Raw genomic sequence first — 24,826 nt, forward strand, 5'->3', positions numbered from 1 at the left:
GAACGTCGTCGTCCGGTGCTCCCGCTGCTACGTGTCCCCGCCGAGGCCCTCGATCCCCAGCTCGGCGGCCATCCGGTCGAGCTGGTCGACGGTCGGTGCGGCGAGCGGGACCCGGTCGCCGGTCCGCCGCTGGTGCGCCCGCTCCGGATCGCCCGGGGCGTGCACGGCCCCGCCGGGCGGGCCGGCGGAGCGCACCCGTTCCTGCATGTCGGCCGCCCGCGCCTCGGTGTGCGCGCGGCCGGTGAAGGCGGCGGTGTCGACGGCGAGCAGGAGGTGCCCGGCATTCATCCGGGAGCCCGGGTCGATCCACATGTCGACGGTCTGGTCGGCGTAGTTCGCCCCGGTCAGACCGGCGGCGAGCACCTCCAGCAGCACCGACAGGCCGGAGCCCTTCGGCCCGCCGAAGGGCAGCAGCGCACCGCCGAGTGCGGCGGCCGGGTCGGTGGTCGGGCTGCCGTCGGCGGCGACCGCCCAGCCCTGCGGGATCTCCCGGCCCTCGTCGCGGGCGGCGACCACCTTGCCGTAGGCGCCGGTGCTGGTCGCCATGTCCACGGCGAGCGGGCCGTCCCCCGAGCTCGGCACCGCGACGGTCAGCGGGTTGGTCCCGAGCACCGGCCGGGCGCCGCCGAACGGGGTCACCGAGGCGCCGGTGGTGGAGGTCAGCAGACCGGCCATGCCCCGGTCGGTGAGCCGGTCGGTCCAGTAGCCGCCTGCCCCGTAGTGCGAGCTGCCCTGCACGGCGACGACCGCGGCGCCGTGCGTGCCGGCCAGCGCGGCGGCCCGGTCGACCGCGACCGCCATCGCGACCTGCCCCAATCCGCCGTCGGCGTCGAGCAGGGCGGTGGCGCCGTGCTCGCGCAGCCAGCGCGGCCGGGCCCGCGCGGTGACCCCGCCGGCCCGGATGGTGCGCACGTACAGCGGGAGGCGCAGCAGGCCGTGCGAGCCGATGCCGCGGCGGTCGGCCGCCACCAGCGAGTCGCCGACGAGCTCGGCGTCGTCGGCCGGGACATCGACCGCGGTCAGTGCCCGCCCCGCGAACGCGACCAGTTCCGGCACCGGGAATCGACGCACCGTTGCACCTCATCCTATAGGAATCGACTCGAAGGTATAGGTATCGGCCGTCGCGGGACAACCCTCCCGTATGCACATCTCGTGGTCGCCCGGCCTCCGGGGGTGCACTCGTCGAACACCTGTTCTGACCGCACCCTTGGGCCTGCCACAGTGGAACTGTCGAGGGGAAGCGGGGACGCACGTGGACGAGACCCAGGACGCCGACACCGGCGACGACACACAGGTGACCGGCGACGAGGCACCCAAGCGCAGGCGCGGACGCCCGAAGGGCTCCTCCACCGCCCGCACCACCCGGGTGGTGACGATGACGCTGACCGTCAGCGGCTCCGCCGACGGCGAGTGGCAGGCCGAGCTGAAGCAGGGCTCCAGCTGGGTCGCCCGCGGCCTGCCGGTGAGCGCGTCGGCGGTGTCCGCGGCCGCCGCCACCCTGCACGCCGACCTGGCCGGGCCGGTCGACGAGGTGATCGAGAGCGCGAAGTCGGCCAAGGCGGCCCGGGTCGCCGAGCTGGAGGCCGAGCTGGAGCAGGCCCGCAAGGCGCTCGCCGCGCTGGAGGAGTGAGCGGATCAGCCCAGCAGCGGGCCGAGTGACCCGGCGTGCTCGCGCAGCAGTGCGACCAGCTCGGGATCCGGATCGGCCACCCGGGCGGCCGGGCCGGACAGCGCCAGCCCGGCCACCAGGCGGCCGTCCGCCGGCGAGCGGACGGCCGCCGCCAGGCACCCCCGGTCCGGGCGCAGCTCGCCGGTCTGGCCGGCCAGGCCCTGCTCGGCGACCTCGTCGAGCAGCCTGGACAGCCGGTCCGGATCGGTCACCGTGTGCTCGGTGACCGGGCGCAGCTCGCGCACCAGTGCCCGCCAGTCCGGTTGGTCGGCCAGCAGCAATCTGCCCAGCGCCGAGGCCTGCGGCAGCCGGGCCAGCAGGTCCGGATCGCTGGGCGGGTGATCCGGATCGGGATCGAGCAGGTGCAGCCGTCCGCCGTCGAACACGGCCAGGTGCACGCCCCAGCGGACCCGGCTGCGCAGGTGGTCGACCACCCCGCGGGCCGCCGTCGGCAGCCGCGGGACACCGACCGGTGCCAGCCGTGCCGCACGCCGGCCGAGCGCGAACCCGCGCAGGTCCGGCAGCCGCACCAGGTACTCCTCGCCGACCAGCAGGTTCAGCACCCGGTAGGTGGTCGCCGGCGGCAGCCGCAGCGCCGCGGAGATCTCCTTCGCGGTCACCCCCGGCCCGGCGGCGACGACCTCCTCCAGCACGGCCAGCGCGGTCCGCACGGCGCGTGGCTGGCGGCCGCTGATCGGGGGCGGGTCGCTCACCGGACGCGGTGCCAGACGTCGGAGGCGACGGTCTCGTCGTACACGCCGAGCGCGGGCAGATCGCCCCGGCGGCGCTGCAGCACCGACCAGCCGGCGCCGGCCGGCAGCGCCACCGCCAGCACCAGCCCGGACAGCGGGGCCGCCAGCACGAACGCCACCAGCGCCGCGAACAACGCCGGCACCGCGAGCGCGGCCGTCGCCACCGCCGCCGGGGTGAGCTCCCCGATCCGGCGCAGGAACAGCGGCGCGGCCAGGCAGACCAGCAGATAGGTGACCAGGAACCCGACGGTCGCCGCCCCGAGCAGCCCGACCAGCAGCACCTCCGGCGGGACACCGGCGGCCAGCGGCACGGCCACCGCCGCCGCGGCCGCCGGGACGGCCGCCAGCACCGCCACGTGCGGCGTGCGGAACCGGCGGTGGGTACGGCCGAGCACGCCGGGCACGGCGCCGTCGCGGGCCAGCGAGAACAGCACCCGCGACAGTGCCGTCGCGGTCGCGACCGCACAGGCCAGGAAGGAGAGCACCAGCGCGGCGTGCAGTACCGGCGGGATCCACCACCAGCCGCGGGTGGTCGCCAGCACCTGGACCGGCTGGACCTGGCCGCCCAGCCCACCGGGCACCGCCGCGAACCCGCTCGTCTGCACCGCGGCCGCGAAGACGTAGAGGACGCCGGTCACCGCCGCCGTCGCGAACACCGCCCGCGGCACCGTCCGGAACGGGCGCCGGGTCTCCGCGCCCAGCGAGGTCGCCACCTCGAACCCGATGAACGCGGCCAGCGCGGGCACCACCCCCGCGACCAGGCCCGCCGCCCCGATCGCCGGCTGCGGCCCGGCGCCCGGCCCGGGCAGCGGCCCCCCGGCGAGCAGCAGCGCGAACACCCCGACCAGCGCCCCCACCGCGATCGCCTCCACGAGCAGCACCACCCGCGCGGCCGGCCGCACCCCGCGGGCCACCAGCGCCGTCACGATCAGCCCGCACAGCACCGCCGCCGCCGTCGCGCCCCACCGGGTCTGTGCCGGGCCCGCCCCCAGCAGCGGCCGCAGGTACAGCACCGCCCCGCCCAGTGCCGCTGCGCAGAGCAGCAGGTAGCCGAGCACCGCCGCGACGCCCCCGGCGAAGGCGGGCCCGGATCCGAGGCCCTGCGCGGTCAGCGGGTACAGCCCGCCCGGCGCGGCCATCCTGGTGGTGAACCGGCCGATCGACGCGGCGACCAGCAGCGCGATCACGGCCGCGGCGACGAACGACCACACCGTCCACGGTCCGGCCAGCCCGGCGACGATCACCGGGGTCGCCGCCATCGCCGCCGACGGGGCCGAACCCGCGATGGACTGCGCCACGACGTCGGCCGGGCCGAGCCTGCGGCGTTCCAGCCCGTGCACGGGCGAGCGGTCGCGCAGCGTCGCCACCTCGGCACCTCTCCCCTCCGGATCATCGGCGGTCGCCGGGCCGCCCGGTCGCACGATTGTCCGCTGCGGACCCTAACCTCCGGTCACAGTGCCGTGACCAGCAGCGATGACCCGAACGAGAAAATCGACACAGCGGTTCCCACGCGGCGGGAACGGATGGCAGGGTGATTCGCACCACTCGGGACGGGCAGTTGTGCCGGTCGGTCGGGCACGTGACCCTCCGGTCCCGTTCGTACCCACGCCGACGGCCGGCCGATGACGTCGCGGCCCCGGCACCGCCCGACACGAGGAGATCCGATGACCGCCGTCCAGCCACGGACCGCGACCGGGCACCCGCTGGGGATGACCACCGAGACCGAGGTGTCCGCCGTCCGGGAGGTGCTCGACGCGGCCGGACTGCTCACCGAGCACGTCCGGTACGCGTTCTTCGCGCCCGAGGAGCCCCCGAAGGACGAGGTGCTCGCCGGCGGTCCGGCCGACCGCCGGTTCCGCGCGGTGCTGCTGGACCTGTCCACCGGCCGGTCCTGGGACACCGTGGTGTCGGTGACCGCGGGCGAGCTGGTCTCCTCGCGCGAGCTGGAGCCCGCGCGGGACGGCCAGCCGCCGATCATCGACTCGGAGTTCGAGTTCATCGAGGACGTCCTCAACGCCTCCCCGGACTGGCTCGCCGCGCTGGAGAAGCGCGGGATCAAGCCGGCCACGGTGCGCGCGGTGCCGCTGTCCGCCGGCGTCTACGACTACCCGGAGGAGACCGGCCGGCGGATGGCCAGGGCGTTCGGCTTCCGGCAGGACCACGAGGCCGACCACGCCTGGGCACATCCGGTCGACGGGCTCGTCGCCTACATCGACCTCACCGCCCGCACGGTCGACCGGGTGATCGACACCGGCGTGGTGCCGGTGCCCGCGACCAGCGGGAACTTCGACGACCCGGCCGTCCAGGGCCCGCCGCTGGACTCGCTGCGGCCGATCGAGATCACCCAGCCGGAGGGCCGGTCGTTCACCGTCGACCACGGCCGGGTGCGCTGGGGCAAGTGGGACCTGCGGATCGGGTTCAACGAGCGCGAGGGCCTGACCCTGCACCAGATCGCCTTCGACGACCGCCCGATCTGCTATCGCGCGTCGGTCGCCGAGATGGTGGTGCCCTACGCCGATCCGGCGCCGGTCCGGTTCTGGCAGAACTACTTCGACTGCGGCGAGTACATGTTCGCCCGCTACGCCGACTCGCTGCAGCTGGGCTGCGACTGCCTCGGCGACATCCACTACGTCGACGCCACCATCGCCGACGACCTGGGCAACCCGAAGACCATCCGGAACGCGATCTGCATGCACGAGGAGGACTACGGCGTCCTCTGGAAGCACACCGACATCTTCACCGGCTCCCGCGAGGTGCGCCGCCAGCGCCGGCTGGTCATCTCGTTCTTCACCCCGATCGGCAACTACGACTACGGCTTCTACTGGTACCTCTACCTCGACGGTACGATCGAGCTGGAGTGCAAGGCGACCGGCATCGTGTTCACCTCCGGCACGCCCGGCGAGTACGCCACCGAGGTCGCGCCCGGCCTCGGCGCCCCCTACCACCAGCACCTGTTCTCGGCCCGCCTCGACATGACCGTCGACGGGCTCGCGAACGCGGTCGAGGAGGTGGAGGCGGTGCGGGTCCCGATGGGCGAGGGCAATCCCCACGGCAACGCGTTCGGCCGCTCGGCGACCCGGCTGACCCGGGAGTCGACGGCCGCCCGGGACGCCTCGCCGGGCACCGGGCGGGTCTGGCACGTCGTCAACACCGAGAAGACGAACGGGCTCGGCCGGCCCGTCGGGTACGTGCTGCACCCGCTCGGGCAGCCGACCCTGCTGGCCGACGAGGCGTCGTCGATCCATGCGCGGGCGACGTTCGCGTCCAAGGCGCTGTGGGTGACCCGCTACGACCCGGCGGAGCGCTACTCGGCGGGCGACTTCGTCAACCAGAACCCGGGCGGGGCCGGGCTGCCCGCCTACGTGGCGGCCGATCGCGAGATCGACGGGCAGGACGTCGTGCTGTGGCACACCTTCGGGCTGACCCACTTCCCGCGGCCGGAGGACTGGCCGGTGATGCCGGTCGACTACACCGGGTTCACCCTCAAGCCGGCCGGGTTCTTCGACCGCAATCCGGCGCTGGACGTGCCCGCGGCGGAGACCAAGGGCTGCCACTGACCGGTGCGCCCGCCGGGACGCCCATCCGCGGGCGTCCCGGCGGGCCCCCGGCACGGTCGTCCCGGGCAACGTCCGGGCGTCCCGGCCTGCCGGGCCCCGGCAACGAGATCGGCGTCCGGTGCCGCTCGTGGTAGGTCTCCCTGCGGGGGGTCCGGCACATCGCCGCACCCCGGCGTACGAGGAGCGGACGATGAGCGTGACCCGGGTCTGGCTGACCGAGCGGAGCCACCAGGAGCTGCGTGCCGAGCTGCAGTCGTTGCTGCAGCAGCGGGAGGCGGTGGCCCCGGCCGAGGGCCGCGAGCACGACGGTCCGGACGGACCGGGTGCCGGGGAGCGCGACCGCGAGCAGCGGATCCGGCGGCTGCAGGAGCTGCTGCGCGATCCGGTGGTCGGCGACCGGCCGCCCGACGACGGCGTCGCCGAGCCCGGCATGGCCGTCACCGTGCGCTACGACGACGGCGAGACCGAGACCTTCCTGCTCTCGCACGACGAGAACCGGATCCGGCCCGACGGGACCATGATCTGCTCGCCGGACTCCCCGCTCGGTCGCGCGCTGCACGGCGCGCAGCAGGGCGACGCCGTCCGGTACCGGCTCCCCGACGGCGGGCGGGCCGGGTGCACGCTACTCCGCGCCGTGCCCTTCGAGCACTGAACCGACGCACCGTGTACGACAGCGGACGGGCCGAGAGTCGCAACGGTGTCCGGCGGCCGGACGCACCGGTGCCGGAGGGGTGGCTGCGCCGGGTCGCCGACGATGCCGGGCGCGGGGCGGGCGGTGTCCCGCCCGAGCTGCTCGGCGACTTCCTGCGGGTGCTGGCCGACGCCGCGGCGTCCGGCAGGCTGCCCTCGGACCCCGAGCTCGACGCGGTGCGACGCAACGGGGCCCGGGCCGCCGAACTGGGGGTCAGCGCGGGGAACGCGGTGCAGCTGTACCTGTCGGCCGCCTGGCGGTTGTGGCGGGAGCTCCCGCCGACCGCGCACTTCCGGGACGCCGGGACCACGGCGAACGCCGCGGAGGCGGTCATGCGGGCGGTGGACCTGGCGGTGGCCGGGCTCGCCGACGGCTACACCGCTGCCCGCCGGGACCTGGTGCGCCACGAGGAGACGCTGCGCCGGGAGCTGATCGAGGACCTGCTGCGTGGCGACGGCGACGCCGGCGGGCTGGTCGGACGGGCCGAGCCGTTCGGGATGGACCTGGGCCGGCCGCACCAGGTCGCGCTGGCCGCGCCGGACGGCCGCCCGGCCCGGGTGGAGTCCGTACCGGCCGCCCTGGAACGCGCCGTCGTGCGCGGGGTCGGCGACCGGGACGTGCTGGTCGCCACCAAGGACGGACGGATCGTCGTCATCGCCCCGGCCGGCACCGGCGCCGGTGAGCTCGGCGGACTGCTGCACGGCGAGCTGACCCGCACCGGGCGCGGTGCCGGGTGGCGGGTGGCGGTGGGCCGCGCGCACCCCGGGTCCTACGGGATCGCCCGCTCCTACGAGGAGGCCAGGGAGGCACTGACCACGGCGGGCCGGCTGCGGCTGCCGGCGCCGGTGCTACGGGCCGAGGACATGCTGGTCTACCGGGTGCTGCTGCGTGACCAGCCGGCCATCACCGACCTCGTGCAGACCGTCGCCGTGCCGCTGGCGCGGGCCCGCGGCGGCGCCGCGCCGCTGCTGGACACCCTGGAGACCTGGTTCGGCACCGGCTGTGTGGTCGCCGAGACGGCCCGCCGGCTGCACCTGTCGGTGCGCGCCGTCTCCTACCGGCTGGAGCGGATCGCGGAGCTGACCGGCCACGACCCGACCGATCCCGGACACCGGTTCACCCTGCACGCCGCCGTGCTCGGGGCCCGGCTGCTCGGCTGGCCGGACCGTGAGCTCCGGCCCGGCGATGCGGGCTGAGCCCGATCTGGAGCTGGTGGCCTCGATCGTCCGGCGCGCCGGGCTGGACTGTGTCGTCGAGGGCACCGGCCCGCAGCGCCGGCTGCGGGCCCGGCGGCCGGGCGGGCGGGGCGCCGGGGTCTCCGCCGGCTGGACCGGGCGCACCGGCTGGGTCGGCCCGGACGGCGCCCGGCACCGGGTGCCGGACCCGGACCCGCGCGGGCTGGCCGCGGTCGTCGTCGCGCAGGCGCTCCACCCGGACCCCGCCCGCCCGCTCACCCACGCCGAGGCCGGGGCCTGCGGCCTGGCCGGGGCACTGCTCTGGTGCGGGCCCGGGCACTAGTGTCGGTACCGATCCGATCGCCGATCCACAGGAGGATCCGTGGCACTCGCCGCAGGGGACACCGTCCCCGACGTCCAGCTCATGACCCCGACCGCCGACGGCCCGAAGCCGGTGCAGAGCGCCAGCGTCCTGGGCAGCGGCACCGTCGTGCTGTTCGGCGTACCCGGGGCGTTCACCCCGGCCTGCTCCGACACCCACCTGCCCGGCTTCGTGCTGCGCGCCGACGAGCTGAAGCAGAAGGGCGTCGACACCGTCGCCTGTACCGCGGCCAACGACGCGTTCGTGCTCGGCGCGTGGGCCGAGTCCCGCAACGTCGGCGACGCCGTGCTCATGCTCGCCGACGGCAACGCCGAGTTCGCCGCCGCCGCCGGCCTGGACATGGACGGCTCGAAGTTCGGCCTCGGCACCCGCTCGAAGCGCTACGCCGCGATCCTCAAGGACGGCGTGGTGCAGTGGATCGGCGTCGAGGACGTCCCGTCCTCGGTCGACGTGTCCGGCGTCGAGTCGGTGCTCAAGCAGCTCTGAATCTCCTCCGGCCGCACCCGGTCCCCGGCACGCGGGCCTAGACTGGCCCGCGTGCCGAAGGTGATCGGGGGTTCGCTCGCGACGCATCGCGAGCAGGTCCGCGAGCGCGTGTTCGGCGCGCTGCGCGAGCAGCTCTACGGTCGCGGCTTCGAGTCGGTGACGCTGTCCGGCGTCGCCGCCGCGGCCGGCGTCGGCCGGTCGGCGATGTACAACCACTTCCCGGACCGGCAGGCCCTGCTCGTCGCGTTCGTCGAGGCCGAGGCCGCCCGCTACGTCGCCGACCTGGACGCCGCGCTGGCCGGCGCCCGCTCCCCCGCGGACCGGCTCGCCGTCTTCGCCCGGATGCAGCTGCGCCGGCTCGCCGAGTTCCACCTGCCGCCCGGCCAGGCGCTGGCCGGCGCGCTGGACCCGCAGGCGTACCGCCGGATCGCCGCGCACGCCGACCCGATCGGCGACCGGCTGACCGCCATCCTCACCGACGGCGCGCTCGACGGCTCGATGTCCGGCGACGACCCGGTCGTGCTGGCCGGGCTGGTCTCGGCCGCCCTGTCCAGCCGGAAGATCGTCGAGGTGCCCGCCGCCGAGCTGGACGACACCGTCGAGACGGCGGTGCGCGCGGTGCTGCGGATGGTCACCCCCTCGACGACGGCATCCGACTGAGGCTAGCCTTACCGCCGCCGAGCCCTTAGCATCATGATCTGACACGGTGTCAGATCCGGCGCCGTGACGCCCCGCTGTCCGGGAGGGCCGATGAGCGCCACGACACCGATCTCCGGTACGCCGGTGGGCGGGACGCTGTCCGCCGAGCTGCGGCAGGCCACGTCCGAGGTCCACGAGCAGGCCCACCGCTCCACCTACATGGCCGCGCTGCTCGACGGCGCGCTCCCGCTCGACGCCTACACCCTGCTCGCCGAGCAGTACGGCGCGATCTACACCGCCCTGGAGGCGGCGTCCGACGCGATGGCCGGGCACCCGGTCGCCGGCCCGTTCGTGATCGACGACCTGCGCCGGCTGCCCGCCCTGCACGACGACCTGGACGCGCTGGGCAGCGGCGTCCCGCGGATCCTGCCCGCCACCACCCGCTACGTGGACCGGCTGCGCACCGCGGCGACCGATCCGGAGCGGTTCGTCGCCCACCATTACATCCGCTACCTGGGCGACCTGTCCGGCGGCCAGGTGATCGGGAAGCTGCTGCAGCGGACCTACGGGCTGTCCGGCGACGGCGTGCGCTTCTACGACTTCACCGCGCTCGGCGCGCCGCCGCGGTTCCGGGCCCGCTACCGCGAGCTGCTCGACGCGACCGGCTGGGACGCCGCGGCCCGCTCCCGGGTGGCCGCCGAGGCGGTGTTCGGGTTCGAGCTGAACATCGCGGTGCTGTCCGAGATGGCCGAGGAGGTCGGGCTGGAACAGCCGCTCGCGTCGTGACTCCTAGACTGGGGTCGTGAGCAGCGGCATCGACCCCGGCGAACTCGCGACGGCGTTGAAGGTCCTCGCCCAGGTCGACGAGCTGCCGCCCGAGCACCCGGACGCGGTCCGGGTCCGCCGGGCGACCGCCGGGATCTGGAAGTCGGTGCGGATGCGCCGGCGGGCCGAGAAGCGGGAGCGCGAGCGGGCGTCCGACGCCGCGGTCACCGCGGCGACCGCGACCGGTGCCGACGGCCGGACCGACGACGAGACGGCGGGCATCCCGCTGGTCTCCACCGCCCGCGGCGCGACCGCGGGCGTGCTGCACCGGGCCCGCGGCTGCTACGCCTGCAAGACCCGGTTCACCGTGGTCGACGCCTTCTACCACCAGCTCTGCCCGGACTGCGCGGCCGCGCACCACGCACACCGGGACGCCCGCACCGACCTGACCGGCCGCCGGGCGCTGCTCACCGGCGGCCGCGCCAAGATCGGCATGTACATCGCGCTGCGGTTGCTCCGCGACGGCGCGCACCTCACGATCACCACCCGGTTCCCGCGGGACGCGGCCCGCCGGTTCGCCGCCCTCGCCGACAGCCCGGAGTGGCTGCACCGGCTCCGCGTGGTCGGCGTGGACCTGCGCGATCCCGGGCAGGTCGTCGCACTGGCCGACGAGGTAGCCGCGGCCGGGCCGCTGGACATCCTGATCAACAACGCGGCGCAGACGGTGCGCCGCTCCCCCGGCTCCTACGCCGCGATCGAGGCCGCCGAGTCCGAGCCGCTGCCGGCCGGCGAGCTGCCGGAGATCCTGTCGTTCACCAGCGCGGCGCGCGAGCACCCGGCGCTGCTCGCCGGGGCGGTGCCCGGCGCGGACCTGGCGGCGCTGGCCGTCACCGCCCGGTCGGCGTCGCCGGAACGGATCGCGGCCGGCACCGCGGTGGACGCGGGCGGGCTGCTGCCCGACACCGCCGCCGTCAACAGCTGGGTCGACCACGTCCAGCACGTCGACCCGGTCGAGCTGCTCGAGGTGCAGCTGTGCAACCAGACGGCGCCGTTCGTGCTGGTGTCCCGGCTGCGGCCGGCGATGGCCGCGGCCGGCCCGCACCGCAAGTACGTGGTGAACGTGTCCGCGATGGAGGGTGTGTTCGGGCGCGGCTACAAGGGGCCCGGCCATCCGCACACGAACATGGCGAAGGCCGCGCTGAACATGCTGACCCGGACCAGCGCCGGGGAGATGTTCACGACCGACCGGATCCTGATGACCTCGGTGGACACCGGCTGGATCACCGACGAGCGCCCGCACCCGATGCGGATGCGGCTGGCCGAGGAGGGCTTCCACGCACCGCTGGACCTGTCCGACGGCGCCGCCCGGGTGTACCACCCGATCGTCGCCGGTGAGCGCGGCGAGGACCTCTACGGCGTGTTCCTGAAGGACTACGGCGTGTCCCGCTGGTGAGGTAGGCCGCGCGTTCGCTGTCGGTGCTCGCCGATACCGTGCCGGGCGTGCTGGAGCTGCATCGGTCCGAACGCGCGGACACCCTCGTCGAGGCGCTCGCCGGGCTGCTCGCGGACCCGGCACCGGGCGGTGCCGACCCGTTCGCACCGGAGATCGTCGCGGTCCCCGAGCGCGGGGTGGAGCGGTGGCTGGCGCAGCGGCTCTCGCACCGGCTCGGCGCCCGCGGCAGTGCCGGCGGCGGTGGTGGTGGCGGTGGTGGTGGCGGTGACGGGGTGTGCGCCAACGTGCGGTTCCCGTCCCCGGCCGCCCTGCTCGGCGATGTCGTCTCCCGGGTCACCGGCACCGATCCGGAGACCGACCCGTGGGCCCCGGGGCGTGCGGTGTGGCCGCTGCTCGAGCTGATCGACGATGCCGTCACCTCCGGCGACGGGCGGTTCGCCGGGCTGGCCGCACACCTGGAGCGGGGCGGGCACGGCCGCCGCTACGCGCTGGCCCGCGCGCTCGCCGGGCTGTTCGGCTCCTACGCCACGCACCGGCCCGTGCTGCTGCGCTCGTGGGCCCTCGGCGAGGACGCGGTGCCGCCCGACCTGGCCTGGCAGCCCGAGCTGTGGCGGCGGCTGCGGTCCGGCCTCGATGCGCCCGGCCCGGCCGAGCGGCTCGCCGACGCGGTCACCGCGCTGCGCGCCGGGGCCGATCCCGGCGAGCTGCCGGGGCGGATCTCGCTGTTCGGGCCGACCCGGCTCGCCGCCGAGCACCTCGCCGTGCTGGAGGCGCTGTCCGCGCACCGCGACGTGCACCTGTGGCTGCCGCACCCGTCCCCGGCGATGTGGGAGGCGGTCCGCGCCGCCCGCCCCGCCGATCCGCCAGCCCGCGCCGCCGACGGCAGCGCCACGCTGGTCCGCAACCCGCTGCTGCGCTCGCTGGGCCGCGACGTCCGGGAGCTGGCGCTGCGGCTGCCCGCGGCCGGGCCGGGCGTCACCGACACCCACCATCCGGCCGCCGGACCGGACGGACCGCCGACCCTGCTGCAGCGGGTGCAGCGCGCGCTGCGCGACGACACGCCGCCGCCGCGGCCCGCCGACCGCCCGCCGCTCGATCCCGCTGACCGCAGCATCGTGCTGCACTCCTGTCACGGCCCGGACCGGCAGGTCGAGGTGCTGCGCGAGGTGCTGCTGGGGCTGCTGGCCGCCGATCCGGGGCTGGAACCGCGCGACATCATCGTGATGTGCCCGGACATCGAGGTGTTCGCGCCGCTGATCACGGCGTCGTTCGGGCTGGCCCCGGAGCCCGGCGCCGCGGGCGAGGGGGCCGGGCCGTCGTGCGACGAGCTGCATCCCGGGCACCTGCTGCGGGTCCGGCTGGCCGACCGGGCGCTACGCCAGGCCAATCCGCTGCTGGGCACGGTGTCCACCCTGCTGGAGCTCGCCGGGTCCCGGCTGACCGCGTCCCAGGTGCTCGACCTGATCGCGTCCGGCCCGGTCCGCCGCCGGTTCCGGCTCGACGACGACGCGCTGGAGCGGATCTCCGAGCTGGTCACCGCCGCCGGCGTGCGCTGGGGGCTGGACGCCGCGCACCGCGCCCCCTACCGGCTCGACGGGATCGAGCAGAACACCTGGCGGGCCGGGCTGGACCGGCTGCTGGTCGGCGTCGCGATGGCCGAGACGCCGGGCGCGCCGGCCTGGCTGGGCAGCGCGCTCCCGCTCGACGAGGTCGACTCCTCCGACGTCGACCTGGTCGGCAGGCTGGCCGAGATCGTGGACCGGCTGGCGACCGCGCTCGCCGCGCTGCGCGAGCCGCAGCCGCTGTCGGCCTGGGTCGCCGCACTCACCGAGGCCCTGTCCGCGCTCACCGACACCGCACCGGCCGACGCCTGGCAGGCCGGGCAGGCCCGCGCGGAGCTGGCCGACGTGCTGCACTCGGCCGGACCGCAGGCCGACACCGTCGACCTCGACCTGCCCGACGTGCGCGGTCTGCTCGCGGAGCGGTTGCGTGGCAGGCCGAGCCGGGCGAACTTCCGGACCGGCACGCTCACCGTCGCCACCCTGGTCCCGATGCGCGCCGTCCCGCACAAGGTGGTCTGCCTGCTCGGCTGCGACGACGGCGTGTTCCCCCGGGCCGGCGCCCCGGACGGCGACGACGTGCTCGCCCGCGATCCGGTGGTCGGCGAGCGGGACCCGCGTGGCGAGGACCGCCAGCTGCTGCTCGACGCGATCTGCTCGGCCACCTCGGCCCTGGTCGTGGTGAGCTCCGGGGCCGACGAGCGGACCGGCGCGCAGCGGCCGCCGTCGGTGCCGGTCGGCGAGCTGTGCGACGCGATCGACGCCTGCGTACAGGTCCCCGGCGACCCGCCGGTGGCCGCGTCCGGCGCGCTGCGTGCCCGGCATCCGCTGCAGCCGTTCGACCGGCGGAACTTCCGGCCCGGCGCGCTGCTCGCCGACGGGCCGTTCAGCTTCGACCGGGCCGCGCTGGGCGGCGCCGAGATGGCCGCCGGTCCGCGGGCCGCGGTGCCGCTGTTCCCGCCCGGACCGCTGCCCGCCCCGGAGGACACCGGGAACCCGGTGGAGCTCGACGACCTGGTCGCGTTCGTCGAGCACCCGGTGCGGGCGTTCCTGCGGCAGCGGGTGCGGGTGCTGCCACCGCAGGAGAACGCCGAGCCCGACGACGCGCTGCCGGTCGAGCTCGACGGTCTCGGCAGCTGGCGGATCGGGGAACGGCTGCTCACCGACCGGCTCGCCGGGGCGCCGCCGCAGGCCGTCGCCCGGGCCGAGACGCTGCGCGGCGACCTGCCGCCGGGCGGCATCGGGCGGCGGGTGCTGACCGACGTCGGCGGCCGGGTGGAGCCGCTGGTCGCGCTGGCCGCCGCGGTCCGCACCGGGGAGGCGACCTCCCAGGACCTGGTGGCCGAGCTGGACGGGGCCACGGTGACCGGCACCGTCCCCGGGCTGCACGGCGACGTCGTCGTGCGGGTGGGGTACTCGCGGCTCAAGGCCCGGCAGCGGCTCCGCGCCTGGGTGCAGCTGCTGGCGCTGACCGCCGCGCACCCGGACCGCCGCTGGACGGCGGTGACCATCGGCCGGGGTGGCGGCGGCCCGGCCCGGTCCACGCTCGGGCCGGTCGATCCGGAGCTGGCCCGCCGCGTGCTGGCCGATCTGGTGGCGCTGCGCCGGGAGGGGCTGCGCGAACCACTGCCGCTGCCGACCGACGCGGCCGCCGTCTACGCCCGCAACCGGTCCCGCGGGGTCACCCCGGCGAACGCGCTGGCCGCGGCGGACGCCGAGTGGTCCCGGTTCGAGCGCGACGAGGCCGCACACACCTTCGTCCGCGGACCGGCCGCCCCGCTGCTGCTGCGCGACGAGCCCGGTGCCGGTGCCGAGCCCACCCGGTTCGGCGCGCTCGCGACCCGGGTGTGGGCCCCGCTGCTCGACCACGAGAGGCAGGACGCGCCGTGACCGCGGTTCTCTCCGCCCCGACCTTCGCCGTCGACGGGCCGCTGCCCGAGGGCACCGTCGTGCTGGAGGCCAGCGCCGGCACCGGCAAGACGTACACGATCGCCGCGCTCGCCACCCGCTACGTGGCCGAGGGCGTCGCCGGGCTGGACCGGCTGATGCTGGTCACCTTCGGCCGGGACGCCACCCAGGAGCTGCGCGAGCGGGTCCGGGAGCGGCTGGTCGGCACCGAGCGGGCACTGGCCGCGGTGCTCGACGGCGGGGCCGCACCCGCCGGGGACCCGGTGGTCGCGCTGCTCGCCGCGGGCGACCCGGCCGTCGTCGAGCGGCGGCGGGCCCGGCTGGCGGAGGCGTCGGCGTCGTTCGACGCGGCCACCATCGCCACCACCCACCAGTTCTGCATGCAGATGCTGGCCGGGCTCGGGGTGGCCGGCGACAACGACCCGGAGGCCGAGTTCGTCGAACACGTCGACGACGTCGTCACCGAGGTCGTCGACGACTTCTACGTCCGCAAGTACGCGAACCCCGACGCCGGACGGCCCGCCTTCACCCGCGCCGAGGCGCTCACCCTGGCCCGCCGCGCGGTCGCCGACCCGCAGGCCGAGCTGGAACCCCGGGACGCCGATCCGCGCTCGGACGCGGCCGTCCGGCACGGCTTCGCCACCGCCGTCCGGCGCGAGGTCGACGCCCGCAAGCGGCGGCTGCGGATCTACAGCTACGACGACATGCTGACCCGGCTGGCCCAGGCGCTGCGCGACCCGCTGCGCGGCCCGGCCGCCCGGGAGCGGCTGCGGTCCCGGTTCTCGGTGGTGCTGGTCGACGAGTTCCAGGACACCGACCCGCTGCAGTGGGAGATCCTCTCGCTGGCCTTCCACTCCGCGCCCGGCACCACACTGGTCCTGATCGGCGACCCCAAACAGGCGATCTACGCGTTCCGCGGGGCCGACGTGCACAGCTACCTGCAGGCCGCGGCCGCCGCCACCGACCGGCGCACGCTGGCCACCAACCGGCGCAGCGACCGCGCCCTGCTCGGCGCGCTGGAGAAGGTGTTCGGGGAGGCGACGCTGGGCGACCCAGAGATCGTCGTGCACCCGGTCGACGCGCACCACACCGCGGGCAGGCTGGGCGCGCCGCGGGACGCGCCGCTGCGGCTGCGGCTGGTCGACCGGGACCGGCTCGACCTGACCGGGCGGCAGCTGGGCCGGGCGCCGGGCGCCCGGAAGGTCGTCGCCCGGGACGTCGCCGTCGACCTGTCGGAGCTGCTGGCCGGCCCCGCGACCTACGACGGGGCGCCGCTGCGGCCCGGCCAGGTCGCCGTCCTGGTCCGGACGAACGCGCAGGGCGTCCTGGTCCGCGACGCCTGCGCCGAGGCCGGTGTCCCCGCCGTGCTCACCGGCAGCACCAGCGTGTTCACCACCCCGGCGGCCGCCGACTGGCTGACCCTGCTGGAGGCCGTCGAGCAGCCGCAGCGCACGCTGCGGCTGCGGGCGGCGGCCCTCACCCGGTTCGTCGGGCACACCGTCGCCGACCTGTGCGGGGCCGACGCCGACCGGCTGGTCGACGCGCTCGGCGCCGACCTGCGCAGCTGGCACGCGGTGCTCGCCGAGCGCGGGGTCGCCGCGCTCGCCGAGGCGGTGTTCGCCCGGTACGCCCCGGCCCGCAGGCTGCTGTCCCGGCCGGACGGCGAGCGCGACCTCACCGACCTGCGGCACGTCGGCCAGGTGCTGCACTCGGCCGCGCTGGAGCGCCATCTCGGCCCGACCGCGCTCACCGAGTGGCTGCGGCACCGGATCGGCGAGGCCGCCCGGGACACCTCCGCCGAGCGCAGCCGGCGCCTCGAGTCCGACGCCGACGCCGTCCAGATCGTCACCGTGCACCGGTCGAAGGGGCTCGAGTTCCCGGTCGTCTACCTGCCGTTCGCCTGGGACCGGTGGGTCAACGACAGCCCCGATCCGCTGCTCTACCACGACACCGGCCCCGGCGGCGGGCCGCGCCGGCTGCTCGACGTCGGCGGGTCGACCGGCCCGGACCGGCCCGGCCGCACCGCGCTGCACCAGGCTGAGGAGGCCGGCGAGGACCTGCGGCTGCTCTACGTCGCGCTGACCCGGGCGTGCAGCCAGGTCGTCGCCTGGTGGGTGCCCGCGACCACCACCGCCGCGTCGTCGCTGCACCGGATCCTGTTCGGGCACGGCGGGCCCGGCGCCGAACCGGCCGGCACCGCGAAGGTCCCCGGCGACGCGGTGGCGCTGCAGTACCTGCGGGAGCGGCTCGACGGCGGCGGCGCGGCCGTGGAGACCCTGCACGACCGCGAGCCGGTGCGCCGGCCCGCCGACCCGGACGACGAGCGGCCCGCGGCCGCCGAGTTCCGCCGCGGCCTGGACACCGCGTGGCGGCGCACCTCCTACACCGCGCTCACCGCGGCCGCGCACGCCGCGCACCGGATCCCGCTCGGCGACGAGCCGGACGAGGAGCCCGCGGTCACGCCCGGGGTGCTCAGCGAGCCCGAGACCGAGGGGATCCGCGACGAGCCGGACCCGGCCGGGTCGCCGGTGCGCCCGGCAGCCGTGCCCGACGCCGCCGCACCGGGGATCGGCGCCGCGCCCGGCGCCACGGTGCCGGCGAGCGCCGCCGCGCCCGGTGCCACAGTGCCGGCGAGCGCCGCCGCGCCCGATGCCGCTGCGCCGCAGATCGGCGGCGTGCCCGATGCCGCGGTTCCGGGGCCCGCCGCCGGGCCCGATGCCGCTGCGCCGGCGGCCGGCGCGGCGCCGTCGTCCGGGCCCGATCCGGCCGGCGTGCCGTCGCCGATGGCGGACCTCCCGATGGGTGCCGGCTTCGGCACCCTGGTGCACGCCGTCCTGGAGCACCTGGACACGACCGTCGCCGCGGACGGCGACGAGGCGCTGCGCGCCGAGCTGGTCGCGCACGTCACCGCCGAGCTGGCCCGCCAGCCCGCCGACGTCGATCCCGAGGCGCTGGCCGACGCCCTGGTCCCGGTGCTGCGCACCCCGCTCGGCCCGCTCGCGTCCGGCCGGGCACTCGCCGACGTCGCCCCGGCCGACCGGCTCTCCGAGCTCGACTTCGAGCTTCCGTTGTGCGGTGGCGACACCCCGACCGGCCGGCTGACCCTGGCCGGGCTGGCGTCGGCGATCCGGCGCCGGATCGGGCCGGGCGACCCGCTGCACGGCTACGCCGACCGGCTGGACGGCCCCGACCTGGCCGGGCAGGCGCTGCGCGGCTACCTGACCGGCAGCATCGACTCGGTGCTGCGGGTCGACGGCCGCTACCTGGTCGTCGACTACAAGACGAACTGGCTCGGCCCGATCGGCGCGGCCGGCCGGGAGCCGCTCACCGCGGCGCACTACACCGCGGGCCGGCTGGCCGAGGCGATGAGCGACGCGCACTACCCGCTGCAGGCGCTGCTCTACGCGGTCGCGCTGCACCGGTTCCTGCGCTGGCGGCTGCCCGACTACGACCCGGAGACTCACCTGGGCGGCGTCGGCTACCTGTTCCTGCGCGGCATGTGCGGGCCGGCGACCCCGGTCACCGGCGACGGCCCGCTGGCCGCGCCGTGCGGAGTGTTCGCCTGGCGGCCACCGGCCGCGCTGGTCGAGGACCTGTCCGAGCTGCTGGACGGAGGCGGCGCATGACGACCGGGCTGACCGCGGCACCCGAGCGCGACCCGTACGGCCCGCGGGCCGCGCGGACCGCGGCCGGGGTGCTCGCCACGTTCAACGAGGCAGACGTGCTCGCCCCCGGCGACGTGCACGTCGCACGCCGGCTGGCCCGGCTCGGCGGCCGCGGCGACCCGGTCGGCGCCCCCGACCCGGCGGCCGCGGAACCCGAGCCGGTGGTGCTCGCCGCCGCGCTGGCGGTGCGCGCGATCCGCAACGGGTCGGTCTGCGTCGATCTCGGGAAGGTCGCGACGACCACCGCCGGCGAGGGCGAGATCGCGGTCGACGTGTCCGGGCTGCCGTGGCCCGAGCCGGGCGCGTGGCGGGCGGCCTGCGCGGCCAGCCCGCTGGTCGCCGACGGCGAGGCCGGCCCGGCCGGGCGGCCGCTGCGGCTGCTCGGCGACCTGCTCTACCTGGAGCGGTACTGGCAGGAGGAGGAGCTGGTGCGCCGCGAGTTCGCCGCCCGCTCCGGCCCGGTCGCCGACGTGCCCCCGCCGCGGCTGCGCGCCGCGCTGGACCGGCTGCTCGACGATCCCGGCGCCGAACGCCAGCGGCTCGCCGCCGCCGTCGCCGCACTGCGCCCGGTCAGCGTCATCGCCGGTGGTCCGGGCACCGGCAAGACGACGACCGTCGCCCGGCTGCTCGCCGTCCTGCACGACCTGCACGCCGACCGCCCCGGCCGGCCGACGCTGCGGGTCGCGCTGGCCGCCCCCACCGGGAAGGCCGCGGCCCGGCTCACCCAGTCGGTCGCCGACGCGGTCGTCCGGATGCCGCCCGGCGACCGGATCGCGGTCGAGGGCACGACGGCCTCCACGCTGCACCGGCTGCTCGGCTCGCGGGGCGCGTCCGGCCGGTTCCGGCACCATCGCGGCAACCGGCTCCCGCACGACGTGGTTGTCGTCGACGAGACGTCGATGGTGTCGCTGACGATGATGGCGCGGCTGCTGGAGGCGGTCCGCCCGGACGCCCGGCTGGTGCTGGTGGGCGATCCCGAGCAGCTCGCGTCGGTGGAGGCCGGCGCCGTGCTCGGGGATCTCGCCGAGGCACCCGGCCGGGTCGAGCCGGAGCTGCAGGAGGCGCTGGAACGCTGCGGCGCGTTCCGGGCCGAGCGCCCGGTCCGCCGCACGGACACCGACACCACAGCCGACGCCGGCGCCACAGCCACCGACGCCACAGCCGACACCGGCGCCACAGCAGCCGACGCCACAGCCGACACCGATGCCGCTGCTGCCGACACCGGCGCGGGCGCCGCGAGCAGGCCCGGCTCCGACGAGCCCGACGCCCCCGGCCGACCGGCCGCCGGCGCACCCGGCGAGCCCGGCACCCGCGCTCCCGGCGAGCCCGGCAGGCCGGCCGCCGGCGCACCCGGCGAGCCCGGCACCCGCGCTCCCGGCGAGCCCGGCAGGCCGGCCGCCGGCGCAACCGGGGAACCCGGCACCCGCGCGCCCGCCGCCACCGGTGAGCCCGGTTCCGGTGTGGCCGGCGAGCCCGTCGTGGTGCGCAACGGCGTCGTCCGGCTGCAGCGGAACTGGCGGTTCAGCGGCGCGATCGCCGCGTTCGCGGCCGCCGTCCAGGCCGGCGACGGCGACCGGGCGATGGCACTGCTCGCCGGGACACCGGCGGAGCTGTCGTTCGTCGCGGCGGACCCGGCCGAGATCGCCCCCGAGCGGCTGGCCCCGCTGCGCTCGCAGGTCGTCCAGGCGGCCGTCGACCTGATCGGCGCCGCCGAGTCGGGCGACGTCACGTCGGCGCTGCGGGTGCTCGACGACCACCGGTTGCTCTGCGGGCACCGCCGCGGCCCGTACGGCGTCGCGCGCTGGACCGCGGAGGTCGAACGGTGGCTGTCCGCCGCCCGCCCCGGGTACGACGCGGAGGCACCGTGGTTCCCCGGCCGGCCGCTGCTGGTCACCGCGAACGACTACGACCTGGGCCTGTTCAACGGTGACACCGGCGTCGTCGTCCGGACCGGTGAGGGGCGCCGGGCGGTGTTCGTGCGCGAGGGCTCACCGGCCGCGTTCGAACCGGCCCGCCTCGGTGGCGTCGGCACCGTCTACGCGATGACCGTGCACCGCAGCCAGGGCAGCCAGTTCCGGCGGGTGACCGTCGTCCTGCCGCCGGCCGACTCCCCGCTGATGACCCGCGAGCTGCTCTACACCGCGGTCACCCGCGCCAAGGAGCAGGTGCGGATCATCGGCACCGAGGCCGCTGTCCGGGCCGCGATCGCCCGTCCCGCCGGCCGGGCCAGCGGCCTGCGGCTGCGCCTCGCCGACATCTGACCGTGGCGAAAGGCAGTGCGGCCGGGCGCCGGTGGTGGGTGGCGCGGTCGGCCGGGGCCGCGGGTGTGTGGGCCGGGCGCGGGTGGCGCGGTCAGCCGGCGCCGTCGGTGGGGGTGGCCGGACCGGCCGGGGGCGCGGAGGTCGCCGGGGGCGCGGCCTTCTGCCTGCGGCCGGAGCTCCAGGCGACGAACACGACCAGCGCGAGGCTGATCCACAGCGCGTACCGGTCGATCGCCAGCACCACGTCGACCGCCTGCTGGCCCAGGCCGTAGCCCAGCCCGGCGACCAGGCCGGTGATCATGGCCGCGCCGATCGCGTCGAACAGCAGGAACGTGCCGAGCCGCATCCGGCCGAGCCCGGCCAGCGCGAACACCGCGACCGCCGGGATGCCCGGCAGCGCGGCGGCGACGACGACCAGCGGCATCGCCCAGCGCGGCCAGGCCCGGACCCGGGCGACGAACCGCTGGGCGACGTCACCGGGCGCGAAGAAGGTCACGACCTTGGGACCCCAGCGGCGTCCGGCGAGCCAGAACAGCCAGTCGAACTTGATCATCCCGATGATCCCGGCGACGATCACCAGCCACAGCTCGATCTCGCCGATCCGGGCGAACGCCGCCCCGGCGCCGATCGCCGACAGGCTGCCGGTGACGACGCTCAGCGCGACCGGGTGGGTGGCGAGCAGGAACGGTCGCAGCGGCAGCGACAGCAGCATCACGGCCATGATCCCGAGCGTCGAGAAGACCAGGATCTTGTCGCCGCGGTTCATCGGGGTCTCCCACGGGACCGCGTCGCGCCACGCCTGCTTGCCGGCCTCGATCTCCTCCGGGGTGTACTCGCGCCGTGACCACCGGCCCCGCCGGGCCCGGGTCGTCCCGGCCGCCGCGGCCGGCTGCTGCTCCTCGTCGCTCACCGTCTCCCCCTCCTGCGGCGCACCCCCGCACGCCGCGTCCGTGACGACGCTAAACGGTGCGCCGTCCCGACACGTCGTCGGCGGGGACGAGCTCGGCGCCGCGGCGGTCTCGTCCCCGCGGACGAGCGACCGGGCGCGAGACTCGGCGGGCGACCGGGCGGGCGACCGGCAGAGCTCCACCCCGCGGATAACCGGCTGCCCGGTTCCCCGCACGCCGCTACCGTCCGGGCATGGCCGAGCATCCGGCACCCGCCGACGCGCCGGCAGCGGTCGACGCCACGACATCCCGCAGCGCCACACCGGGCGCGACCACACCCGGCGAGTCCACGACACCTGACAGCGCGACACCCCACGGCGCGATCACCTTCCGCCCGCTCACCCCCGCCGACCTCCCGATGCTGGCCGGCTGGCTGGCCGAGCCGCACGTGCGCCGCTGGTGGAACCACGAGACCTCCCCCGAGGCGGTGCAGCGCGACTTCGGCCCGACGATGAGCGGCGAGGAACCGGGCGAGGACCTCGTCGTGTCGGTCGGCGGCACCCCGGCCGGACTGCTGCAGCGGGCCCGCTGGCACGACTTCCCCGGGTACGTCGAGGAGATCGCGCCGATCGTGGCGATCCCGCCCGGCGCCGTCACGATCGACTACCTGATCGGCCCGCCGGAGCTCACCGGGCGCGGCCTCGGCCCGCGGATCCTGGCCGCCGCCGTCACGGGGGTGTGGCAGCACTACCCGGACACGACCGCGATCATCGTGCCGGTGTGCGCGGCGAACCGGGCGTCATGGCGCGCGCTGGAGAAGGCCGGGTTCCGTCGGGTCGCCTCCGGCGATCTCGCCCCGGACAACCCGGTCGACCCGCCACTGCACCACGTGCACCGGATCGACCGTGAGGAACCACGATGCCACCCGTGACCAGCGCCGGGCTGCTGCTGCACCGCCGCGGACCCGACGGCACCGAGGTGCTGCTCGGGCACATGGGCGGCCCGTTCTGGGCGCGCAAGGAGCACGCCTGGACGGTCCCGAAGGGCGAGCACGGCCCCGACGAGACCCCGCTCGACGCCGCCCGGCGCGAGTTCGCCGAGGAGATCGGCCGTCCCGTTCCGGACGGCGAGCCGGTCGCGCTCGGCAGTGTCCGGCAGTCCCGCAAGACCGTCACCGTGTTCGCCCTCGACGGCACCGGCTTCGACGGCGCGGACGCGGTCGCCGACCGGCCCGACGACGGCGGCTGGGTCGAGATCGAGTGGCCGCCCCGGTCCGGGCAGCGGCTGCGGTTCCCGGAGCTGGACCGCGCGCAGTGGTGCGACCTGGCGACGGCGCGGGAGCGCATCGTCGTCGCCCAGCAGCCGTTCCTGGACCGGTTGGAGGCGCTGGTCGCCGGGTAGTCCCCAGCCATGGCGAGCAGCATCAAGGACGAGGAGATGTACGAGCGGCTCCGCGAGGAGGGCAACTCGAAGGAGAAGTCCGCGCGGATCGCGAACGCCGCGGCGGCGGAGGGCCGCGACACCGTCGGTGCCCGCGGCGGCGAGTCCGGCGACTACGAGGACATGACGAAGGACGAGCTCTACCAGCGCGCCCAGCGGGTCGGCGTCGAGGGCCGCTCCGACATGACCCGCGACCAGCTGATCGAGGCGCTGCGGGAACACTGAGCGGATGAGCCGCCGCCACGACCATGACGCCGGGGGCGACCCGGAGACTCTCGCCCGCAAGGCGGAGCTGCGCGACGAGGTGTGGACGGCGCTGACCGAGCAGCGCGCGGCCCGGTTCCCGGGCGCCCGCAACCGGATCTCCAACTTCGTCGGCGCCGAGCGGGCCGCCCGGCGGCTGCGCGAGCTGGACGCGTGGCGGTCCGCCCGGACCGTCAAGTCGAACCCGGACTCCGCGCAGCTGCCGGTCCGCCGGTACGCGCTGGAGGACGGCAAGACCGTCTACATGGCCGTCCCCCGGCTCGCCGAGGACGATCCGTTCTTCCTGCTCGACCCGGACCACCTCGCCGATCCGCCGCGCAAGGCCGTCTCGATCGCGCACGCCACCCGCTCGGCGCGCCGGATCGCCGTCGCCGATCTGGAACCGGTCGACCTGGTCGTCACCGGCTGCGTCGCGGTCGGCGCGGACGGCGCCCGGCTCGGCAAGGGCGGCGGATTCGCCGACCTGGAGTTCGCGCTGGCCCGCGAGGCCGGCCTGGTCTCCGACGACACCCTCGTCGTCACCACCGTGCACGAGCTGCAGCTGCGCGACGCCGGGGTGATCCCGTGGGCCTCGCACGACGCGCCGGTCGACATCGTCGTCACCCCGGACCGGGTGATCGACTGCCGGGAGCACCGGCGGACCCGGCCCGACGGCGGCATCGTGTGGGAGTCGCTGACCGACGAGAAGATCGCGGCCATCCCGCTGCTGGGGCGGCTGCGCGAGGAGGCGCGCCGATGAGCCCCGAGATCCGCACCGAGATCCGCACCGAGCGCGGCGACATCACCGAGGCCGAGGTCGACGCCGTGGTGAACGCCGCCAACTCGTCGCTGCTCGGCGGCGGCGGGGTGGACGGCGCCATCCACCGCCGCGGCGGCCCGGCGATCCTCGCGGAGTGCCGGGAGCTGCGCGCCGGGCGCTACCCGGACGGTCTCCCGACCGGGCAGGCCGTCGCCACCACCGCCGGCGACCTCCCGGCCCGCTGGGTGATCCACACCGTCGGCCCGGTGTACGCGAAGCGCGAGGACCGCTCGCACCTGCTGGCGAGCGCCTACCGGGAGTCGCTGCGGGTGGCCGACGAGCTGGGGGCGCGCACCGTCGCGTTCCCCGCGGTCTCCGCCGGCATCTACGGCTGGCCGATCCCGGACGCCGCACGGATCGCCGTCGAGACCGTCCGGGCCGCGGACACGTCCGTCGCGCTCGCCCGGTTCGTGCTGTTCAACGACGACGTCCAGGCGGCCTTCGAGGCCGCGGTGCGGACGTAGGATCGCCGGC

The 24,826-nt window shown here is 76.5% G+C and carries 21 protein-coding genes; 17 read left to right on the top strand and 4 right to left on the bottom strand.

What is annotated here, in order from left to right; genetic code table 11:
* Window positions 1-27: 27 nt before the first annotated feature.
* Complete coding sequence (locus ACVJO7_RS04800; protein WP_344025309.1) at window positions 28-1,071, bottom strand: Ldh family oxidoreductase; 1,044 nt, start codon at window positions 1,069-1,071, stop codon at window positions 28-30.
* A gap of 181 nt (window positions 1,072-1,252) precedes the next feature.
* On the opposite strand from ACVJO7_RS04800, the gene ACVJO7_RS04805 reads away from it, so the two are divergent.
* Window positions 1,253-1,630 (top strand): DUF6319 family protein, encoded by a 378-nt coding sequence (locus ACVJO7_RS04805; RefSeq protein ID WP_344025312.1) that lies wholly within the window; start codon window positions 1,253-1,255, stop codon window positions 1,628-1,630.
* Between the two features lie 5 nt (window positions 1,631-1,635).
* Here the strand turns inward: ACVJO7_RS04805 and ACVJO7_RS04810 are convergent, their stop codons facing one another.
* Both ACVJO7_RS04810 and ACVJO7_RS04815 read right to left on the bottom strand, forming a co-directional pair.
* A complete protein-coding gene (locus tag ACVJO7_RS04810) occupies window positions 1,636-2,382 on the bottom strand; it encodes an IclR family transcriptional regulator (protein ID WP_491671885.1) in 747 nt (248 codons plus the stop codon).
* Window positions 2,379-3,788, bottom strand: a complete 1,410-nt coding sequence (locus tag ACVJO7_RS04815; protein ID WP_491671886.1) for an APC family permease — start codon at window positions 3,786-3,788, stop codon at window positions 2,379-2,381. Before ACVJO7_RS04815 ends, ACVJO7_RS04810 begins: the two co-directional genes overlap by 4 nt.
* Window positions 3,789-4,085: 297 nt before the next feature.
* Here ACVJO7_RS04815 and ACVJO7_RS04820 point away from each other — a divergent pair, with 297 nt between their 5' ends.
* From ACVJO7_RS04820 to ACVJO7_RS04870, 11 genes are all read left to right on the top strand, one after another.
* Window positions 4,086-5,978, top strand: coding sequence for a primary-amine oxidase (locus tag ACVJO7_RS04820; protein WP_491671887.1), 1,893 nt, complete (start codon window positions 4,086-4,088; stop codon window positions 5,976-5,978).
* A gap of 190 nt (window positions 5,979-6,168) precedes the next feature.
* Window positions 6,169-6,630 (top strand): GreA/GreB family elongation factor, encoded by a 462-nt coding sequence (locus tag ACVJO7_RS04825; RefSeq protein WP_491671888.1) that lies wholly within the window; start codon window positions 6,169-6,171, stop codon window positions 6,628-6,630.
* Window positions 6,631-6,698: 68 nt separating this feature from the next.
* Complete coding sequence (locus ACVJO7_RS04830; RefSeq protein WP_491671889.1) at window positions 6,699-7,865, top strand: PucR family transcriptional regulator; 1,167 nt, start codon at window positions 6,699-6,701, stop codon at window positions 7,863-7,865.
* Window positions 7,855-8,187 carry a hypothetical protein gene (locus ACVJO7_RS04835; RefSeq protein ID WP_491671890.1) on the top strand — a complete coding sequence of 111 codons (333 nt, stop codon included), beginning with the start codon at window positions 7,855-7,857 and terminating at the stop codon, window positions 8,185-8,187. The genes ACVJO7_RS04830 and ACVJO7_RS04835 overlap by 11 nt, the downstream gene beginning before the upstream one ends.
* Before the next feature lie 39 nt (window positions 8,188-8,226).
* Window positions 8,227-8,712: a peroxiredoxin gene (locus ACVJO7_RS04840; RefSeq protein WP_344025328.1), complete on the top strand. Its 486-nt coding sequence runs from the start codon at window positions 8,227-8,229 to the stop codon at window positions 8,710-8,712.
* A gap of 51 nt (window positions 8,713-8,763) precedes the next feature.
* A complete protein-coding gene (locus ACVJO7_RS04845; RefSeq protein ID WP_344025330.1) occupies window positions 8,764-9,372 on the top strand; it encodes a TetR/AcrR family transcriptional regulator in 609 nt (202 codons plus the stop codon).
* Window positions 9,373-9,462: 90 nt separating this feature from the next.
* Window positions 9,463-10,137, top strand: coding sequence for a biliverdin-producing heme oxygenase (locus ACVJO7_RS04850; RefSeq protein ID WP_491671891.1), 675 nt, complete (start codon window positions 9,463-9,465; stop codon window positions 10,135-10,137).
* Window positions 10,138-10,153: 16 nt separating this feature from the next.
* Window positions 10,154-11,569: an SDR family NAD(P)-dependent oxidoreductase gene (locus ACVJO7_RS04855; protein ID WP_344025334.1), complete on the top strand. Its 1,416-nt coding sequence runs from the start codon at window positions 10,154-10,156 to the stop codon at window positions 11,567-11,569.
* Window positions 11,570-11,616: 47 nt separating this feature from the next.
* On the top strand, window positions 11,617-15,018 hold the full coding sequence (gene recC, locus ACVJO7_RS04860; protein WP_491671892.1) for an exodeoxyribonuclease V subunit gamma: 3,402 nt from the start codon (window positions 11,617-11,619) through the stop codon (window positions 15,016-15,018).
* On the top strand, window positions 15,015-18,662 hold the full coding sequence (locus tag ACVJO7_RS04865) for a UvrD-helicase domain-containing protein (RefSeq protein WP_491671893.1): 3,648 nt from the start codon (window positions 15,015-15,017) through the stop codon (window positions 18,660-18,662). Before recC ends, ACVJO7_RS04865 begins: the two co-directional genes overlap by 4 nt.
* Window positions 18,659-20,962 (top strand): AAA family ATPase, encoded by a 2,304-nt coding sequence (locus tag ACVJO7_RS04870; RefSeq protein ID WP_491671894.1) that lies wholly within the window; start codon window positions 18,659-18,661, stop codon window positions 20,960-20,962. Before ACVJO7_RS04865 ends, ACVJO7_RS04870 begins: the two co-directional genes overlap by 4 nt.
* Before the next feature lie 91 nt (window positions 20,963-21,053).
* Here the strand turns inward: ACVJO7_RS04870 and ACVJO7_RS04875 are convergent, their stop codons facing one another.
* On the bottom strand, window positions 21,054-21,872 hold the full coding sequence (locus ACVJO7_RS04875; RefSeq protein ID WP_491671895.1) for a DedA family protein: 819 nt from the start codon (window positions 21,870-21,872) through the stop codon (window positions 21,054-21,056).
* Window positions 21,873-22,102: 230 nt separating this feature from the next.
* Between ACVJO7_RS04875 and ACVJO7_RS04880 the strand changes: the two genes are divergently transcribed.
* From ACVJO7_RS04880 to ACVJO7_RS04900, 5 genes are read left to right on the top strand one after another with little or no spacing between them, the layout of a single operon-like run.
* A complete protein-coding gene (locus tag ACVJO7_RS04880; protein WP_491671896.1) occupies window positions 22,103-22,780 on the top strand; it encodes a GNAT family N-acetyltransferase in 678 nt (225 codons plus the stop codon).
* Window positions 22,768-23,250 carry an NUDIX hydrolase gene (locus ACVJO7_RS04885; RefSeq protein WP_491671897.1) on the top strand — a complete coding sequence of 161 codons (483 nt, stop codon included), beginning with the start codon at window positions 22,768-22,770 and terminating at the stop codon, window positions 23,248-23,250. The genes ACVJO7_RS04880 and ACVJO7_RS04885 overlap by 13 nt, the downstream gene beginning before the upstream one ends.
* A 9-nt stretch (window positions 23,251-23,259) precedes the next feature.
* The gene (locus ACVJO7_RS04890; protein WP_344025347.1) at window positions 23,260-23,514 is read left to right on the top strand and encodes a DUF7218 family protein; all 255 of its coding nucleotides are present in this window, start codon (window positions 23,260-23,262) and stop codon (window positions 23,512-23,514) included.
* A 4-nt stretch (window positions 23,515-23,518) separates the two neighbouring features.
* Window positions 23,519-24,292, top strand: coding sequence for a 5-formyltetrahydrofolate cyclo-ligase (locus tag ACVJO7_RS04895; RefSeq protein ID WP_491671898.1), 774 nt, complete (start codon window positions 23,519-23,521; stop codon window positions 24,290-24,292).
* Window positions 24,289-24,816: an O-acetyl-ADP-ribose deacetylase gene (locus ACVJO7_RS04900; protein ID WP_491671899.1), complete on the top strand. Its 528-nt coding sequence runs from the start codon at window positions 24,289-24,291 to the stop codon at window positions 24,814-24,816. Before ACVJO7_RS04895 ends, ACVJO7_RS04900 begins: the two co-directional genes overlap by 4 nt.
* Window positions 24,817-24,826: the final 10 nt, after the last annotated feature.

It is taken from the genome of Pseudonocardia sp. DxW (assembly GCF_058448985.1).

Bases quoted from the DNA above. Each gene is read 5' to 3' on its own strand.
- ACVJO7_RS04895 (WP_491671898.1), top strand. From the start codon at position 23,519: ATGAGCCGCCGCCACGACCATGACGCCGGGGGCGACCCGGAGACTCTC.
- ACVJO7_RS04900 (WP_491671899.1), top strand. From the start codon at position 24,289: ATGAGCCCCGAGATCCGCACCGAGATCCGCACCGAGCGCGGCGACATC.
- ACVJO7_RS04880 (WP_491671896.1), top strand. From the start codon at position 22,103: ATGGCCGAGCATCCGGCACCCGCCGACGCGCCGGCAGCGGTCGACGCC.
- ACVJO7_RS04820 (WP_491671887.1), top strand. From the start codon at position 4,086: ATGACCGCCGTCCAGCCACGGACCGCGACCGGGCACCCGCTGGGGATG.
- ACVJO7_RS04850 (WP_491671891.1), top strand. From the start codon at position 9,463: ATGAGCGCCACGACACCGATCTCCGGTACGCCGGTGGGCGGGACGCTG.
- ACVJO7_RS04885 (WP_491671897.1), top strand. From the start codon at position 22,768: ATGCCACCCGTGACCAGCGCCGGGCTGCTGCTGCACCGCCGCGGACCC.
- ACVJO7_RS04870 (WP_491671894.1), top strand. From the start codon at position 18,659: ATGACGACCGGGCTGACCGCGGCACCCGAGCGCGACCCGTACGGCCCG.
- ACVJO7_RS04890 (WP_344025347.1), top strand. From the start codon at position 23,260: ATGGCGAGCAGCATCAAGGACGAGGAGATGTACGAGCGGCTCCGCGAG.
- ACVJO7_RS04835 (WP_491671890.1), top strand. From the start codon at position 7,855: ATGCGGGCTGAGCCCGATCTGGAGCTGGTGGCCTCGATCGTCCGGCGC.
- ACVJO7_RS04825 (WP_491671888.1), top strand. From the start codon at position 6,169: ATGAGCGTGACCCGGGTCTGGCTGACCGAGCGGAGCCACCAGGAGCTG.